Source organism: Brevibacterium sp. HMSC24B04, from assembly GCF_001806835.1.
GTDB classification, from domain to species: Bacteria; Actinomycetota; Actinomycetes; order Actinomycetales; family Brevibacteriaceae; genus Brevibacterium; species Brevibacterium ravenspurgense.
Genome location: NZ_KV786076.1, coordinates 1 through 15,988 on the forward strand (window position 1 = coordinate 1; position 15,988 = coordinate 15,988).

Annotated in this window: 11 protein-coding genes and 1 pseudogene; 7 read left to right on the plus strand and 5 right to left on the minus strand. The window is 61.3% G+C overall.

Annotated features, from left to right (window positions below):
* Positions 1-348, plus strand: a pseudogene (locus HMPREF3092_RS02890) (hypothetical protein); the annotation flags it as partial.
* Positions 349-406: 58 nt separating this feature from the next.
* Here the strand turns inward: HMPREF3092_RS02890 and HMPREF3092_RS02895 are convergent.
* Entirely contained in the window at positions 407-838 is a 432-nt protein-coding gene (locus HMPREF3092_RS02895) for a hypothetical protein (protein WP_070423781.1), read from the minus strand.
* A gap of 521 nt (positions 839-1,359) precedes the next feature.
* Here HMPREF3092_RS02895 and HMPREF3092_RS02900 point away from each other — a divergent pair.
* A complete protein-coding gene (locus HMPREF3092_RS02900; RefSeq protein WP_176745679.1) occupies positions 1,360-2,727 on the plus strand; it encodes a S8 family peptidase in 1,368 nt (455 codons plus the stop codon).
* Between the two features lie 105 nt (positions 2,728-2,832).
* Here the strand turns inward: HMPREF3092_RS02900 and HMPREF3092_RS02905 are convergent, their stop codons facing one another.
* The 3 genes from HMPREF3092_RS02905 to HMPREF3092_RS11290 form a co-directional block, all read right to left on the minus strand.
* On the minus strand, positions 2,833-3,306 hold the full coding sequence (locus HMPREF3092_RS02905; protein WP_070423783.1) for a hypothetical protein: 474 nt from the start codon (positions 3,304-3,306) through the stop codon (positions 2,833-2,835).
* 39 nt (positions 3,307-3,345) lie between these two features.
* A complete protein-coding gene (locus tag HMPREF3092_RS02910; protein ID WP_070423784.1) occupies positions 3,346-5,886 on the minus strand; it encodes a choice-of-anchor M domain-containing protein in 2,541 nt (846 codons plus the stop codon).
* A gap of 303 nt (positions 5,887-6,189) precedes the next feature.
* Positions 6,190-8,490 (minus strand): PT domain-containing protein, encoded by a 2,301-nt coding sequence (locus HMPREF3092_RS11290; protein ID WP_070423785.1) that lies wholly within the window; start codon positions 8,488-8,490, stop codon positions 6,190-6,192.
* Positions 8,491-8,721: 231 nt separating this feature from the next.
* On the opposite strand from HMPREF3092_RS11290, the gene HMPREF3092_RS02920 reads away from it, so the two are divergent.
* From HMPREF3092_RS02920 to HMPREF3092_RS02935, 4 genes are all read left to right on the plus strand, one after another.
* Complete coding sequence (locus HMPREF3092_RS02920; protein ID WP_070423786.1) at positions 8,722-9,939, plus strand: sensor histidine kinase; 1,218 nt, start codon at positions 8,722-8,724, stop codon at positions 9,937-9,939.
* Positions 9,936-10,601 carry a response regulator gene (locus HMPREF3092_RS02925; RefSeq protein ID WP_019174692.1) on the plus strand — a complete coding sequence of 222 codons (666 nt, stop codon included), beginning with the start codon at positions 9,936-9,938 and terminating at the stop codon, positions 10,599-10,601. Before HMPREF3092_RS02920 ends, HMPREF3092_RS02925 begins: the two co-directional genes overlap by 4 nt.
* A gap of 85 nt (positions 10,602-10,686) precedes the next feature.
* The gene (locus tag HMPREF3092_RS02930; protein WP_070423787.1) at positions 10,687-11,430 is read left to right on the plus strand and encodes an ABC transporter ATP-binding protein; all 744 of its coding nucleotides are present in this window, start codon (positions 10,687-10,689) and stop codon (positions 11,428-11,430) included.
* Positions 11,427-13,928 carry an ABC transporter permease gene (locus HMPREF3092_RS02935; protein ID WP_070423788.1) on the plus strand — a complete coding sequence of 834 codons (2,502 nt, stop codon included), beginning with the start codon at positions 11,427-11,429 and terminating at the stop codon, positions 13,926-13,928. The genes HMPREF3092_RS02930 and HMPREF3092_RS02935 overlap by 4 nt, the downstream gene beginning before the upstream one ends.
* Before the next feature lie 108 nt (positions 13,929-14,036).
* Here the strand turns inward: HMPREF3092_RS02935 and HMPREF3092_RS02940 are convergent, their stop codons facing one another.
* The gene (locus HMPREF3092_RS02940) at positions 14,037-15,314 is read right to left on the minus strand and encodes a class I SAM-dependent methyltransferase (protein WP_070423789.1); all 1,278 of its coding nucleotides are present in this window, start codon (positions 15,312-15,314) and stop codon (positions 14,037-14,039) included.
* Between the two features lie 168 nt (positions 15,315-15,482).
* Here HMPREF3092_RS02940 and HMPREF3092_RS02945 point away from each other — a divergent pair, with 168 nt between their 5' ends.
* Positions 15,483-15,893, plus strand: a complete 411-nt coding sequence (locus HMPREF3092_RS02945) for a universal stress protein (protein ID WP_019174688.1) — start codon at positions 15,483-15,485, stop codon at positions 15,891-15,893.
* Positions 15,894-15,988: the final 95 nt, after the last annotated feature.

A 15,988-nucleotide genomic window follows, 5' to 3' on the forward strand; every position in this document is an offset into this window, starting at 1 on the left:
ACCAAGATCAAGTACCGTCGCGCCGACCGCAACGACCAATGGTGTTCACGGTCTGGTTCACGCCACTACAACACGTGGATGAGTGCGCCCAACAGCAATTGCCGCGCTAAGGACGCCGAGGTGTTCTCCAAGATCCCGCAGTACAGTCACGTGGCCGTGGTGGACTACAACTCTGCTAGGAAAAAGGGCCGCGGTTCCGCGATTTTCGTTCACAAGCACGGTAAAGGTTCGACCGCCGGGTGCGTATCCGTGACAGAGAAGCAAATGGTCACGCTCGTCACCTGGTTGCAGCCGCAGCACAGCCCGCGGATTGTGATCGCTCCCCGAGGTGAACTGAAGAACCAGTAGGGGTGCGGGTGCGACCTCAACCGGGCGAGAAGAGCACGCGGCGAATTTGGCTTTACGATTACTCGGCCCGGTGGGCCGGGTTCAGTTTTTCGATTGCCGACATCGGGGTGTCATAGGCAAGGACGTTATAGCCGTCGTCTTCCCCAGGCCATAGGAACGTGTGGTCGAAGCTGTCGCTGGCGAGGTCGTATCGGGCAATCCAGGTCTGCCAATCACCACGCTCGGGATCTGCAGTCAGTTCCCGAAGCCGCGCGATCAGCGCCTCGTTGAACGCCGGATTCAGCGCGGACACTGTGGTGATCCACGTTTCCTCACCGACAAACCGCCATGCCTGGTGAGCTGAGTGCCCCGGCTCGTAACCGGACACAACCACAAAACCGTCCCACGGCTTGCGCTGATTGAGTTTCCTGTCCACCCGCAGGCACCGGCCGATGACTTCCAGGATCGAATCGGCAGAGTCGTAATCCACCTCGATATCGGGTGCAGTCACAGTGTTCCCTCCAGCGTCGCCAGGTGCTTACGGAAAACCCTATCGGTTTCTACGCTTTTCGTGTGGCCGAAATGGACTGAATCCCGCAGACCGTCACGTGGCCGTGGTGGATTACAACTCGCCGAAAAGGCAGGAGTCGGCGATCTTCGTTCACAAGCACGGGAAAGGTTCGACCGCCGGGTGCGTATCCGAGAGGCAGTCTTCGTTTTATGTGGTGGCATGGTTCACGTGGTGTTCATCCATGCGCACTAGTTTTGACGGGTGGCGTCTAGGGTTGGGGGCGTCGCCGCGGCTTATTTCATGTTGGCCCGAGGTGAGAGGACCCGGTAATGCGCGTTGAGGATTCCCCGACTGATGCGACGGCGTCACGGTGTGGGACGGCCCGGGGCCGAACCGTAGGCCGGCAGATCTGGGGCGCTCTTCTTGCCGCCGTCACAATGGCCGGGAGCATTGTCATCCCACTTGCTCCGTCGGTTGCTGCCGGCGATGCCTCGCCGTGGTTTGACGATGAACTGGGCTACGTGAAGCTGCGCGATAAGGGCCTCGATGGGTCTGGGGTGACGATCGCTATCGCGGAAACGGGCGTCGACCTCAATTCCCCCGACCTCAAGGGCGCTGATATCGAATTCGTGCCGATGCCCGATGAATGCCTGCCGATGCGGGAAGCCTCGAAGAGCGCCGTAGATCTTGACGGGGCCACTTACCAGGAGTCCGTTGCGCACGGGACTCAGGTGGCGACGATGATCGTCGGACAGGGTGGCAACGGGCGTATTCAAGGGGTGGCGCCGAAGGCAAAGCTACTCGTCATGGAACAACCCTTTGCTTTGACCCCGTCCTCATCGGGCTGGCCGTCCGACTGTGATGAGATGGTGGTGCTCGGTGGCGGGCGCATGATGGAGGCCGAAAAGCGTGGGGCCGACATTATGTCGATGTCGAGACTCGGGCCGACCCAGCCGTCCAGCTACCAGAATGCCTACTGGCAGATGCGCGGCAAGGCGCTCATAACCGGTGCGGGAAACGACCGGAATGTCTCCGCCGAATCGGCAGGCCTACCGGGTGTGGTGTCGGTGACCGCCTCGAAGCCGGGCGCAGCAGCCACGAACTGGGCAGCAGCAGGTGAGGGGCTCACGGTTGCGGCGCCCGGGGAGAAGCTCACCTTGCGCGAGGCGGATGGAAAACTGGTGTCCAATGGTGCAGGCACGAGCTTTTCGTCGCCGATCGTTGCAGGAACGCTGGCGCTCGGACACCAAAAATGGCCCGATGCGACCTATCACCAACTCATTCACTCGCTGACGGAAACGGCGAGCAACGGCGGGCGCCAGAACAGTGAGCTCGGGTTTGGTGTCATCGATCCGGTTGCGTTTATCGACAATGACCCGATGCAGTACCCCGATGAGCCCATCACCTATCCCGGTACGGCCAACGATGATCCGCAGTGGGATGTCGTGCGTGAACTGTGCGACGGCTTCGCGGACGAGTCGACAATGGCCTATCCCGAGCACTACAAGGTTGATGCGGGCGTCGACCCGGAGGCCGTCAGGTGGCTGCCCCAGGTGGCGAAGGACGAAGGCTGGCTGGGGATGGCCCCGAACGCCGGGGTTTGGGGTAACGGGAGCGATACCTCGTCTGATAAGGAAACGGCCGCCACGCCGACCCAGCCCGCAGGTTTCCCGACCCTCGCTGTGGTCGGGATTGCGGCGGGGGTCATCGTCGTCCTTGCACTCATCGCCGTCCTTGTGCTCATCGTCGTCCTGGCTCGACGCAAGAACCGGACCGCCCCTGCCGGGCCGCCTCAGCAGTATCCGCCCCAGCAGTTTGCCCCGAACCAGCAGCGGTACTGCGGGGACCCCAACCAGCAGCGGCAGGAGTCCCAGCCGAAGCAGGGTTAGCGGCGCTGGAATCCCTGGATGACGGCCGATGGCTTCCAGGATCGAATCGCAGAGTCTTAATTCACCTGGATATCGGGCGCAGTCACTGCGCTTCCTCCGATGTCGTCAGACGGGCGGCTTACCCCTGGCTGCAGTCAGCCATTGAGGCTCTTCGGCCGGATGGGCGGGATTCAGTGCTTCAATCGTCGACATCGGGGTGTCGTAGCCGATCACGTTGTACCCAGCATCTTCTCCCGGCCACAGGAAGATGTGATCGAAGGTATCGCTGGCGAGGTCATAGAGAATGACCCAGGTCTGCCATTCACCGCGTTCAGGGTCGGCAGTGAGCTCACGCAGCCGTTCCATCACGTCAAGGTTGAACGCCGGATTGGCAATGTTCACCCCCGTGGGCAGGGTCTCTTCACCGACAAACCGCCATGCCTGCATCGCCGCGTGCGCCTCCTCAAAACCGGTCAGGATCACAAAGCCGTCCCACGGTTTTTCCTCGTTGAGCCGCTCGTCTGCACGCAGGCACCAGCCCGTAATCTCCAGGATCGATTCGGCGGAGTCGAGGTCCACCTCGAAATCGGATGCAGTCACTGTGCTTCCTCCAGCGTCGCCAGGTGCTTACGGAAAATCCTATCGATTTCTGCGCTTTTCGTGTGGCCGAACTGGACGGCGACCAGCTGCCACCAGCACAGCACCCCCGCCTACGAGAACACCGGCTAACATCCCAAGGGGCAGGAGCGTCGCACCGGTGCGCGGCAGAGTCCCGCCACCACCCGAAGCAGTTCCACCCGAACTATTCGCTGCACCACTCACGTCACCACCCGAGGCGCCCGTTGCGTCAGCGTTGGAATCTTCACCCTGGTCTCCACCCGGCTGTTCCGTGCCAGATTCCTCACCAGATTCCTCGCCAGGCTCCGCACCAGACCCGTCACCCGGCACCTCGCCATCGTCACCGGCGGACTTCTGCACCACCTCGAAGGTCAGGCGCTGAGTTTTCGCCTGCACTTCACCACCGGCGCTGCGCTCACCGCTGCTCGCCAACTTTGCCCGCGCGGTCACGTCAATCGTGTACGATCCGGGCTTCGTGAAGGCCCACGCCGTGTGCATGTGTGTGCCAGGCGGGAGAGGAATGTCGGCAGCTTTGTCGCTCGAGGCGTACATCTTCTGAATCGCACCCAGATTCTCCGTGTAGGCAAACCACTTGCCGCCCTTAGGCGCGCTCACCGGTGTGAGCGTCATCGTCGCACCTTCGGGGTACTTCGCGCGGTCAAGTGTTTCGCTCGAAAAGCCCGGCCACACCCGGCCCGGCTGCTGAGCCTGCGGCAGAACATACAGCTCAGAGCCCTTGGGCCCAAGCACGTCGTAGCTCGGATCAGCAAGCACATTGCCTTCACGCTTGACCTTCGCGAGCTTCGTGACGGCCAGCGTCGTCGAATCAATCGTGCGCGTCACCGACTCCGTGGCATGCTGCCGCGAATCATCACCGAGCGCCACAGAGAATTCGCCCTTGTAATCCATTGCGCGCAGGTCCACATGCCCACGGCTGATTGTGACAGGCGTGCTCAGGAGGTCACCGTCAGAACCGTCATTGCCGTCACCCGGACCCGGTTGTTCAGGCCTCTCCCCCGGGTTCGGCTCTGTGCCGCCGTCTCCAGGGCCGGGTTCTTCACCGCCGTTACCCGGTGGCGGAGTTGCGCCTGCACCGATTTCAGAGAAACGAGTCTCCACGGTCTTACCGGCACTGCTGACCTTGCCCAGATCAACCCTGTCCGTATTGCCGATTGCTGCACGCGGCTGCGGCTCCAGCGTCAGCTTCAGCGTGTATTCGTCGCCCTTGCAGTACTCACGGTCCACATCGAGGTTTCGCCGCCCCGGACCGCTGACCACGTCGACTGGGCACGTCGGTTCGTCATAGCCCTCTTCATAGAAACCACCCGTGACGTTGTAGATGAGCGAATCATCGGTGGGTTTCGTTTCAATCGTGACCCTGTTGTCGTCGCTTTGCCCACGGGCACTGACAGAGACATCACGGGAGCCGACCTTCACCTCGCCATTTGAGAAGCCGCCGGCAGATGCTGCGGGGGTTTCCTGCGGAAACTCCCCCGGCTGATTCGTGGACACCGGCTTCTGCCCCGTGCTCGAGGTAAGCGGCGCGCTGACCCAGCGTGCCGCACCCTTGGTCGGCACGAACACTGCTTGGAAGGTTGACGAGGTGGAGCCGATCATTTCACTCCACGTCGCCTTGCCGTTCTTCACCGGGACCTCAGCAAGGTGATAGCCGTCGATGTAGAACACGACCGTGCCCTCGGCGGCTTCAGTGCCGGCATCAAAAGTCAGATCGGTCAGGTTCTTGTCGCCGTCTTTTTCACTGCCGGTGTGCGGGGCGATTGTGAAGTTCGGGGACGAGGTGCCGCTAACGTTTCCGGCATTGTTATAGGCGGTCCTGACATCACCAAGCTTTTCATCAGCCGGGTTCGTGCCGCCCACACGCCACACCAGGGTTGTGGGCTTCGAAGCAGTGAAAGCACCATCAGTCGTGCGAGCGCTCGCATCGAAAGTGACCTCATAGCGGCCTGGCTTTGTGAACGTCGTGATGTTGTGCGTGTGCGTGCCCGGATCCAGCCACACGGTCCGCGAAACCTTGTCATGTGACGAGAACAGGCGCGTCACGGGCAGGTTGCCGAACGTCGAATAGTTGAACATGTTCATTTCGCCCGGACCGTTGAAGCCGACGAGCTCCAAAGCGAAGTTCCCGTCAAGGAAGTTTTCAATGGGCACCGCGGTGTCAGCGCCGAAGCCCGACCAAATGGGGCTGTTGCCCGGTCCCGGGACCTGCGGTGCCATATAGAGCAGCTGACCATCCTGACCCAGGAAGTTCAGGCGGGGGTCGTCCGTAATCGGAAAAACATAATTCTGGCTGCCGTCGTCGTTATAGCCACGGCCAACCCAATTGGCCGTTTTATCCAGTGGAACGGTTTTCCCGCCCGCCTGGGAATTGATGACGAACGAGTTCGCCTCTTTATTCCAGAAGACCTTCGGCGCATCGATGTGCGCCTGTGTTTCGACACTGCGATCGTCATCCGGCCCTGCGAGGGCAGGAGCCGCAGCGAACGCGGCAGCCGTAGCCGCAACCGCCGCAAACGAGGTACAGACCGCGAACAGACCGCGCATGAACCCCTCCTTCAATGGTCAGCATTCTCAATACAGAAACTCAGCGAGAATTAAATTACCCAGAAAACGGGTGTTTTGTCATTTGCATAAAGAGTCGTTAATAGAATGCAAAAGCGTTTATATGTTTATTCATGCAGATATTCGGAATCGTTAGTGTCTGCAATCATTTCTGAAACAGTTACGGAGTCTTCGGGTGGATGCCGGCGTAGAGCACCCGTCCGGTGAAGGCGCAAAAACACGGTGCGGGCGAGGTGTTCCTCGCCCGCACCGTGCTTTATTCAGCTGCGATCACACATTCAGCACTCAGCCTTTACGACGGCGTGCAACCAGCAGAGAACCAACCGCGATGAGTCCCAGACCAGCCGCCAGGCTCATGCCGACACTGACACCAGTGCGGGGCAGGGAGCCCTTCTGCGATGAGCTGCTGTCAGACGCGCTGCCCGTGGTCGAGCCGCTGCCGCTCTCCGTCGAACCGCCGGTGCTGCCATTGCCATCGGACTCACCGGGTGCAGGAGCTGCGGAGCCGCCTTCGGTCGAACCGTCGGTTGCACCCTCCGTCGGATCCTGGGATGGTTCGTCGGTCGGTTCATCCGTCGGGTCATCCGTCGGGTCATCCGTCGGCTCGTCGGTAGGCTCATCCGTCGGGTCCTGAGTCGGCTCATCCGTCGGCTCGTCAGTTGGATCGTCCGTCGGCTCATCCGTCGGCTCGTCGGTGGGGTCTTCCTTCGGTCCCGTGGTCACCACGAACTCGAAGCGGCCGAAGTCATCGCCCATTTCCGAACGCTTGATCGAGAACTCTGTTGGGTCCTGTTCGGCCGATGCTTCAGCGGCAGAGACCGCAGCGAAGGCAACCGGTGCGGCGGCAGGCGTTGCCTCCGGGTCAGCAGAAGGTGCTGCAGCTTCGGCATCGTACAGAACACGAGTCTCGCCACCACGAGTAGCCGACGGCTCCACCTCGACCTTGACAACCCGGCGGCCGTCCTTCAGGTTGACGCCCAGGGTCACCGTGTCTTCTGTGAAGAAGTGACGGGTCTTCTTTTCTGCATTAGCAGAGGCCAAGAAGCCAGCATCCGAGGCGAACGCGCCAAGCTTCGTGTCGCCGTCCTTGAAGTAGACGCTTTCCACACCGTCATCGTTGATCTTCGCGGAAGCATCGATACGGCTCGACGCGAAGTGAGCGGCGACAGTCTCCCCAGCCTTCACCTCGATCGTGGTGGTGACAAAGCGGCCTTCGTCAGTGACCGTTCCCGTCTGCTTGCCGTTGTCTTCATCGATGTACACGGCCTCGTTCTTGCCTTCTAGCTTGTCAAACGGCAGGCGCTTGCCATCGGCATCAACGATCGCGCCGAAGCCCTGCGCGGTCCCCTGAGTGCGCATGTACGCCTTGTACGTACCAGCGGGCAGCCCCTGCTTCTGCAGCGAACCGGGCAGAACCTTGAACCATTCCTTGGTGTCCTCATTGAAGAGGTTCACATAGCTGTCCAGATCCTCGTCGGTGTCGCTGTCGTACTTGTTGTTGAGGTTCTCATCGCGGTACAGGCGGAAGTCGACCTTGCCGAACTCAGCGGTCTTCTCCAGTTCGACCTTGAACTCGAACCGACCGAAGTCGTCACCCATTTCTGAGCGCTTCACGCGGTACTCAAACGGCGAAACCCGTTCAGCCTCAACAGTCTTACCGGCACCGAAACCGCCAACGGTCACATTCTTCACACGCTGACCGGCCACCGGGTTCACACCGACCGTGATCCATTCCTCGGAGAAGAAATGGCGTGCCTTCTTCGAAGCGTCATCCGAAGCCAGGTAACCGGAGTCCGATTCAAAGGACTTCAGCTTCCGGTTGCCGTCCTTGAAATACACATCGGTTGGGACGTTCTCACCATCCAGGGTGACCTTCGCTGCAGCGTCGATACGCGTCGACGCAAAGTGAGCGGTGGCAGTTTCCCCGGCCTTCACCTCGATCGTGGTGGTGACAAACTGGCCGGTGTCAGTAACAGTCTCCGCCGTCTCGCCGCTGTCTTCGTCAATATACGTCGCGTCGTTCTGCTCTTTCAGTTCAGCGAAAGGCAGGCGCTTGCCCTTAGCATCGACAACCACACCAAAACCATCCGCGATCGAAGCATCACGCATGTACACCGTGTACGTGCCAGCCGGCAGACCCTGCTTCTGCAGCGAACCGGACAGAACCTTGAACCACTCACCGGTTTCCTTGTTGAGCAGGTTCACGTAGCCATCGTGAGCATCTTCATCGTCATACGTATTGTTGAGGTTCTCATCACGGAACAGACGGAAATCAACCTTGCCGGTCTTCGCTTCTTCCTCTTCTTCCGCTGCTTCCGAAGGCTCCGAATTAGGAGTTGCCGGGGCGTCAGCTTCCGGGGTCTTCGGGTCTTCAGAAGGTTCCGAGGTGGGCCTGGCCGGAGCTTCGGCAGCTTCCGGGGTCTTCGGGTCTTCTGAAGGTTCCGAGGTGGGAGTTTCCTTCGCGGGTTCTTCAGAAGACGCTTCCTGGGCTGCCGGCAGAGCGGCAAAAACAGCTGTCGACGGGGTCAGCGTTCCGATGACAGCGGCAGCAAGAACAAACGCGCCGAAGCGCTGAGAGCGGGGCATGGGTGATCTCCATTGACGATCAGAGCAGGGTCTCGCTTACCCTCACAGACCAATCTGAATCAGCAGTCCCACCTGGTTAAATACAGAATGAACACAGGTCAGCGGCCCAAAAAGCGAGCGCGGACCCGAGCAGCACCTCGCCAATGCACCCCGCAGGATCATATCCCGCAGCGCAGAACTCATCCCGCGGGACGATGAAAGCCCACCCTGGGGCTTCCTAGACTTACTGTCATGGCAGAACCGTGGCACGTGAGGGCATCGCAGTTTTTCTCGACCCATAAATGGATTGTTGACTCGCTGCTCTTCGCCGCTCCTCTGATGCTCATCGCGTTCAGCTTTCGGTTCTATGAAGATGATGTGCGCGGCATCATCCACATGGTGCTCCTGGGTGCAATGGGCGCCGCACTCACCTTCCGCCGCACATTCCCGCTGGTCACCGGCTGGGCAGTGGCAGCGACAGGTCTCGGTTACGCCCTGACAGGCGGATACCCACATCCCACACTGCTGGCAGTTCCCATCACGGTTCACGCAGTCACCGCATATGCTCCCCGCCGTTGGGGCAAGATCTTCCTTGTCCTGGGCGCGGCAGCATCTCTGATCTTCCTTGTGAGCGTCTCGGCCATGATGTACCTGGAGGGTGCGCGAATCAAGGATGTTACGCCCGGTGACCTGCTGATGTACGTTTCCGCGTTCTTTGTGTTCCCCCTGGCTGCAGTCGCATTCGCCTGGGCCACAGGCGACTACCGCCGCCGCAGAATCGACGAACTCCAGCGGATAGCCGAACGCAGCGCACTGCTTGAACGGGAACGCGAAAACGAAATCCGATTGGCCTCGGATGCCGAACGCATGCGCATTGCCCGGGAAATGCACGACATCATCGCCCACTCCATGTCGGTCATCATCACCCAAGCCGACGGCGGCCGCTACGCTGCCGCGCGCTCACCCGAAGCAGCCGTGGCCGCCCTGGAAACGATTGCCGACACCGGGCGCGAAGCCCTGGGGAACCTGCGCGGCATCCTTGGAGTCCTGCGCGACAGCGAACCCGGACAGAAAACCGCACCCATGCCAGCCATCAGCGACCTCGGCACCCTCATCGACAACGTCCGTTCAGCCGGCCTTGATGTCACGCTGGAAGTCTCCCCCGACCTCCCCACCCTGTCGCCGGCAGCCGAACTTGCCGTATACCGTGTCGTGCAAGAAGCACTCACCAACACAATGAAACACGGCGGACCACACGCCCGCGCATCCGTCACCGTACGGCCCGGCGACAAAGAGCTCATCGCCGGCATCACCTCGACCGGGCACGCTGACCGTTCAGCCGTTCCGGGTTCCGGCGCCGGCATTCAGGGCATGAAAGAGCGAGCGCGCGTTCACAACGGCACGCTCACCGCCGAACCGACAGACACCGGATTCTCAGTTCTGCTGACACTCCCCGAGGACAACTCATGACCATTCGCGTACTTCTTGTTGACGACCAGGCTCTTGTACGGGCCGGCTTCGCGATGGTGATCGACTCACAAGACGACATGAAGGTCATCGCTCAGGCAGAAAACGGCCGTGAGGCCGTCAACACCGTTGCGGCACAGGCAGTCGACGTTGTTCTCATGGACATCCGCATGCCCGTCCTTGACGGACTGTCCGCCACAGCTGAAATCATGGCGCTCGGCGATGCCCGGAAGCTCCCCCGCGTGCCCACCGTCATCGTGCTCACCACATTCGACACAGACGAATACGCGCTATCGGCTCTGCGATCAGGGGCCAGCGGTTTTCTGCTGAAAGACGCCCGCCCCGAGGTGCTGCTCGACTCCATACGACAAGCCCACACGGGTGGCGCCGTCATCGCACCATCGACCACCCGCAGGCTGCTGCAGACCGTCATCGCAGAACCCGCCCCACCCACCGAACACGCCCAGAAACTGGAGCGGCTCACAGCGCGCGAACGCGAAGTCTTCCAGCTGATCGCGCAGGGGAAGTCGAACGCGGAAATCGGGGACGAACTGTTCATGGCCGAACCCACAGTCAAAACCCACGTCCGGAACATCCTGGCAAAACTCGAAGTGCGCGACCGCATCCACGCCGTCATCCTGGCGTACGAGACCGGAATCGTATGAACCTCATCCTCAGGGATGAGGAACACCTTTCAGGAGCATCCCACGGGCCGATGATCTGAGCTGACGAGCTCGCGAAAGTGGAAACATGACGATTTCCACAGCGCACACAACCGCGATCAGCGCCCGCGGCATCAGCAAGTCCTACGGCACCGGCGAAGCCCGCCTGACCGTATTCGACAACTTCAGCATCGACATTCAGGCCGGTAAGTTCACCGCGATCATGGGGCCCTCCGGGTCTGGCAAGTCGACCCTCATGCACATACTGGCCGGATTGGACAGCCCCGACAGCGGCTCCGTGACCCTGGCCGGACGGGCAATCACCGGCATCAGCGACTCCGCCCTGACGAAAATCAGGCGCAACCACATGGGGTTCGTCTTTCAGGCGTTCAACCTGATCCCCGCAATGACCGCCGATGAGAACATCATGCTCCCGGCCAAACTGGCTCGCAGCAAAGTTGACCAGGAATTCAAACGAGCAATCGTCGAAAACCTCGGACTGACCGACCGACTGAGCCACCGCCCCCACGAACTTTCCGGCGGCCAACAACAGCGCGTCGCCGTTGCCCGCGCACTCGTCAACCAGCCTGAAGTCCTGTTTGCCGACGAACCCACCGGCGCACTCGACACACGCACCGGCACCGAAGTCCTGCAGACCCTGCGCAGCTGCGTAAGCGAATTGGGCCAGACCGTCGTCATGGTCACCCACGACCCATCAGCCGCCGCCTACGCCGACCGCGTCGTGCTGCTCGCTGACGGATACGTGGTGGGCGAGCTCTACTCCCCGACTGTCGAGGCGATCTCCGACGCACTTCTGGAGGTCACCAAATGATCGTCAAAGCAAACCTGCGCTCCGGCGGTGCACGCCTGATAGCCGCGGCACTGACCATCATCGTGTCGGTCGCATTCGTCGTTGCCGTCACCGGTGTGCTGGCATCCTTCAACAAAACCATCCGCGGTGAATTCTCCGCTCAGTATTCAGGTGCGGACCTTGTGGTGACAAACGACTACGACCCCCTTGAAGAGTCGACAGAAAAGAAGATCAACAGCATCAAGGGAGTCAAAGAAACACAGCGAATCGAATCGACCTTCGCACGCCTGCCCAGCGGCGGATTCACCGAAGTCTCCGTGTGGCCCAAAAACAGCCACATCGAAGTGACAACAGGCAAAGCGCCTACCAAAGCCGACCAGATCCTGTTCGACACCTCAGTCGCCAAACAGGAAAACAAGGAAGTCGGAGACCAAGTTGAGCTGAGCGTTCCCTCCTTCGAGGGCGGACAGGACACCAAACGCACCTACACCATCACCGGCATCGGCCCCATGCCCTCAGCCGCACTCCAGGTGACCAACCACGGCATTGCCGACCTAGACCCGGGTTTCAACTACCTGCGCGTCTTCACAGACAAGTCAGCCGACACCTCGAAAGTCCAGTCCGCGATAGCAGACACCCTGGCCGGCTCTGAAGAGGTGGTCAGCAACACGTACGGTGCGAAACTTGCCGGTGACTACAAAGTCGCCACAGAAGACCAGTTGATCGAAGAGCGCATGAACGACGTCACGGGAGACTCCGCAACCGTCGTGACATTCATCGGCGCCTTCATTGCGGTGGCGCTGTTCGTAGCGGTGCTCGTCATTTCGAACACCTTCCAGGTTCTCGTCGCCTCCCGCGCCCGTTCCCTGGCGCTCCTGCGGGCAGTTGGCGCCACGCGCTCACAGCTGCGCAACGCAACCCTGGCCGAAGGTGCCGTGCTGGGTCTTGTCAGCTCCGTCATCGGAGTGTTTGTGGGCTGGGGAGCCGCCATGCTGCTGCCCATTGCCCTGCGCACATACGTCCAGGCGAACTTCCAGACCGCACCCCTGCCAGTCCTCGCCGTGGCGCTCGGCCTGGCAGTGGGCATCACCGTCACCGTTGCAGCATCCTTCGTCCCCGCGCTTAAAGCCACACGCGTGTCCCCCATCGACGCACTGGCACCGGCAGACATCCCCGCACCCGATTCGCGCTTCCCGTGGATCCGTCTGGTGCTTGGCACAGTGCTCACCGCACTCGGCGCTGCGGTCACCGTGGTCGGGGCCAACGCTGGCGACATGACGCTCACCCTGCCCGGCGCTTTCATGGCCTTCTGCGGTGTGCTGGTGCTCAGCCGCGTGTTCGTACCGCCCTTGGTCGAACTGATCGGACGGGTCGGCGAAAAGATCTTCCGCTCACCGACGCTCGGTCTTGTTGCGCGCAACGTGAAGCTGGCCCCGCGCAGGACCGCTTCGACAACCGCGGCGCTGCTGATCGGTGTGACCTTGGTGGCCACCATCTTCATGGGCGCGCAGACCACTCGCACAACCATCGACACGACGCTGTCCGAAGACGCACCGATCGACCTCGCAGCGCAGTCAGGCTCCGACAAAACGGTCAACACCCTGAAGAACTCCGAGATCGTCAAGGACCTCGTCACCCTGCCCGGCACGCAGGCAGAGGCCTCTGAGCCATTGGGCCAGGACGGTGATCCGGAAAGCACGCACACGCAGTTGGTCGGCGTTGAGAAGCAGAAATACAGCGTGCCGCGCAGCACGAAGCTCCTGCCGCCACCTGGCGTGGTCTACATCAAGTCGGGCCCCAACACCGAAGACATTGCCGGCAAGAAGGTCACGTTCACGGCTGGGCAGGCTGGCGAGGCTGGCGACGCCGGGAAGAAATCCGTCAAGCTCACAGTGAAGATCCACAATGCCGTACCCGCTGCCACGGCACTTGCCAACGCAGACGACATCGCCGCCCTCGGCCTGACAAAGGCAGACGGCCAAACATGGGTTCGTCTGGCTGACGACGCAAGTATTTCGCAGATCACAAAGCTCAAGGCTGATCTCGAGAAAACCGGTGTTTTCAGCGATGCAGACGGCTCACTCCAACGAGCATCGTATGCGCAGATCATCAGCATCATGATGGGAATTGTGCTGGGCCTGCTGGGCGCTTCGATCATCATTTCGATCGTCGGCGTGGGCAACACCCTGTCCCTGGCAACAATTGAACGCAAACGCGAAACCGCGCTGCTGCGCACCCTGGGACTGTCCCGCTGGGCAGCGGCCCGCATGGTGGCCGGCGAGGCGATGCTCATGGCCATCGTCTCACTCATCGTGGGCACGGGCTTGGGTGTTCTGTTCGGCTGGGCTGGAGTTCGTTCGCTGCTGACCGCCGAAGGCATCACCGTCGCACCAGACGTCCCGTGGACGATGTTTGCGGTGCTGGCAACTGTGACCGCGTTTGCGGCTTTGGCTGCATCACTCTTTCCGGCGATCGCGGCATCCCGCACACAGCCCGCACAGGGAGTCGCTCAGCTCTGAGTGCGCTAGCCGGCTATGAAAGGCCGAGGTGGGGCCCGGCTCCCAGCTGTTCGTCAGCTGGGAGCCGGGCTTCTCTGCAGGGCAAGGCTGACGAGGTGGATCAAGTGGTCAGCTTTTCACCGCCGACAGGACGGTAAACCGACGATCCCTCGCCCACTGTTCAACGTTGTCCTGCCCGAAAAGCGCCTCGAGTTCACGCCTGTACCGCAGCGCGGAATTGAACACCACGACCACACGACCTCCCGGTCGCAGCACAGCGTGGGCACTGCGCATCATCCTCTTGGCAGTATCGCTTTCGATTTCATGCCCAGCGTGAAAAGGCGGGTTGAGAAGCACCACATCAAAAGCCTGCTGCGGGAGCCCCTCCCCCGAATCCGTGTACTCAACACGCCAGTCAACGCCCGCCGGCATACCCGCCTCGGCAGTCAGCTCAGCAGAAGCCAACGCCGCCGCCGACGCATCAGCGCCCACGGCCTGCCTTGCCCCCAGAACATGAGTCGCAGCCGTCAGTAACCAACCATTGCCACACCCCAAGTCGAGGATCCGCGGGCGGCCAGCAGGCACCTCGTCAGTTGATGTGGAGGCAGAACTAGCCGATCCTGCGTGACGCTCAGCGAGCGCGCGCAGCAGCAGAGCGGAACCCGCGTCAATCTCCGGCCCGCCGAAACACGCTCCGTACGCGGATACCTCGAGCTCGGGAACACCCGGAATATCCGCCCGCGCCGTGCGCTGGTGCGGTTCAATCCGTGCTGTGCTGAACCCCATGCCGGATTCCGGCGTCGAACCGATGATCATTCGCGACTTATAGCGGCCCGGCGAAACATCGACCCGCTCGAAACCGCGCGCCAGCTCCGCATTGATGCCGCGGAACAAGTGCTTATCGCGACCGACGACCATGAACTCATCGACCACCGGGCGCAGCGCGGCAACGTAATCGGCCACCGCAGCCTGCGCCTTCGGCGAAATGAGCAGAGCCTTCGCCGGGCGGGCTCCGCGCACATCAAGGCCAGCAGAAATATGAGGCGGAAAACCCGGCAGCGGACGAACACTCACCCGCGAATCACCGAACATCTCACGCAAACGCTGCGCGTGCGGCAGAAAATCCGCGTACACCGTGACGGTCCCCGTGGTCGCGGCCAGGACCGCCGCCGTCACTGAACCGTCGGCATCGTCTAGCACGACAAAAGAAGCGTCGTCTTCCAGCGGCACCGGATGCCGAGGTGGAACCTCGGGACGTCCGGAAATGTTCAGCTGGCCGGCGACTCGCCCCAGCAGGTAACGCGACACAAAAGCTGACAGCGGAAAACCATCCGGCCACGCAGGGAAAAGCTCACGCATACGCTGCGTGTGGGCCGTCCAGGCGGGGCTTTCAACATCAGGTTCCACGGCCTCCACTGTAGTCGCGGATGCACGCGGAGTGCGGGTGCCGCGTGGGTTGGCATAAGCATTGCGCGTGGTGTGCGGTCTGAGCGATCGGTGCCGCTTGCACGGGGTGCGGCCCGAGTCTTACGCGGGCCTGCCCGAAACTTCCGCGGCACGGATAGAGTTAGGGGTATGACGATTCTTGTTGGCTACACCCCCAGCACCAAAGGCCAAGCAGCTCTGACGGCAGCCGTTGACCTCGCAAAGAAAACCGGCGACAAGCTCTACGTTGTCAACGCCGGGGTCGGCGAAGCGGTAGACGAACGCGAAGTCGCAACCGAAGACCAGCTGAACAAAGCCCGCGAATACATGAAGTCCGAAGGGGTTGAAGGCAAAGTCAAACAGTACCTGCGCGGCAACGATGCTGCCGAAGAGCTGCTTGCACTCACCGAAGCCCGAAGCGATGTGACGATGCTCGTCATCGGACTTCGCCGCCGCTCCCCCGTGGGCAAGCTCTTCATGGGCTCGATTTCGCAGAAGATCATCCTCAACGCGAAAGTCCCAGTGCTTTCGGTCCGCGAAGCCGAAGAATACGAAGTCTGAGCAGCAGGCCCAAACAGGTAACTCTGCCAGCCATGCGGGACTACCCAGCCTTCCCAGGCACCTCGCCCCGCCGCATTCTTTGTCCTGCCGGCGCA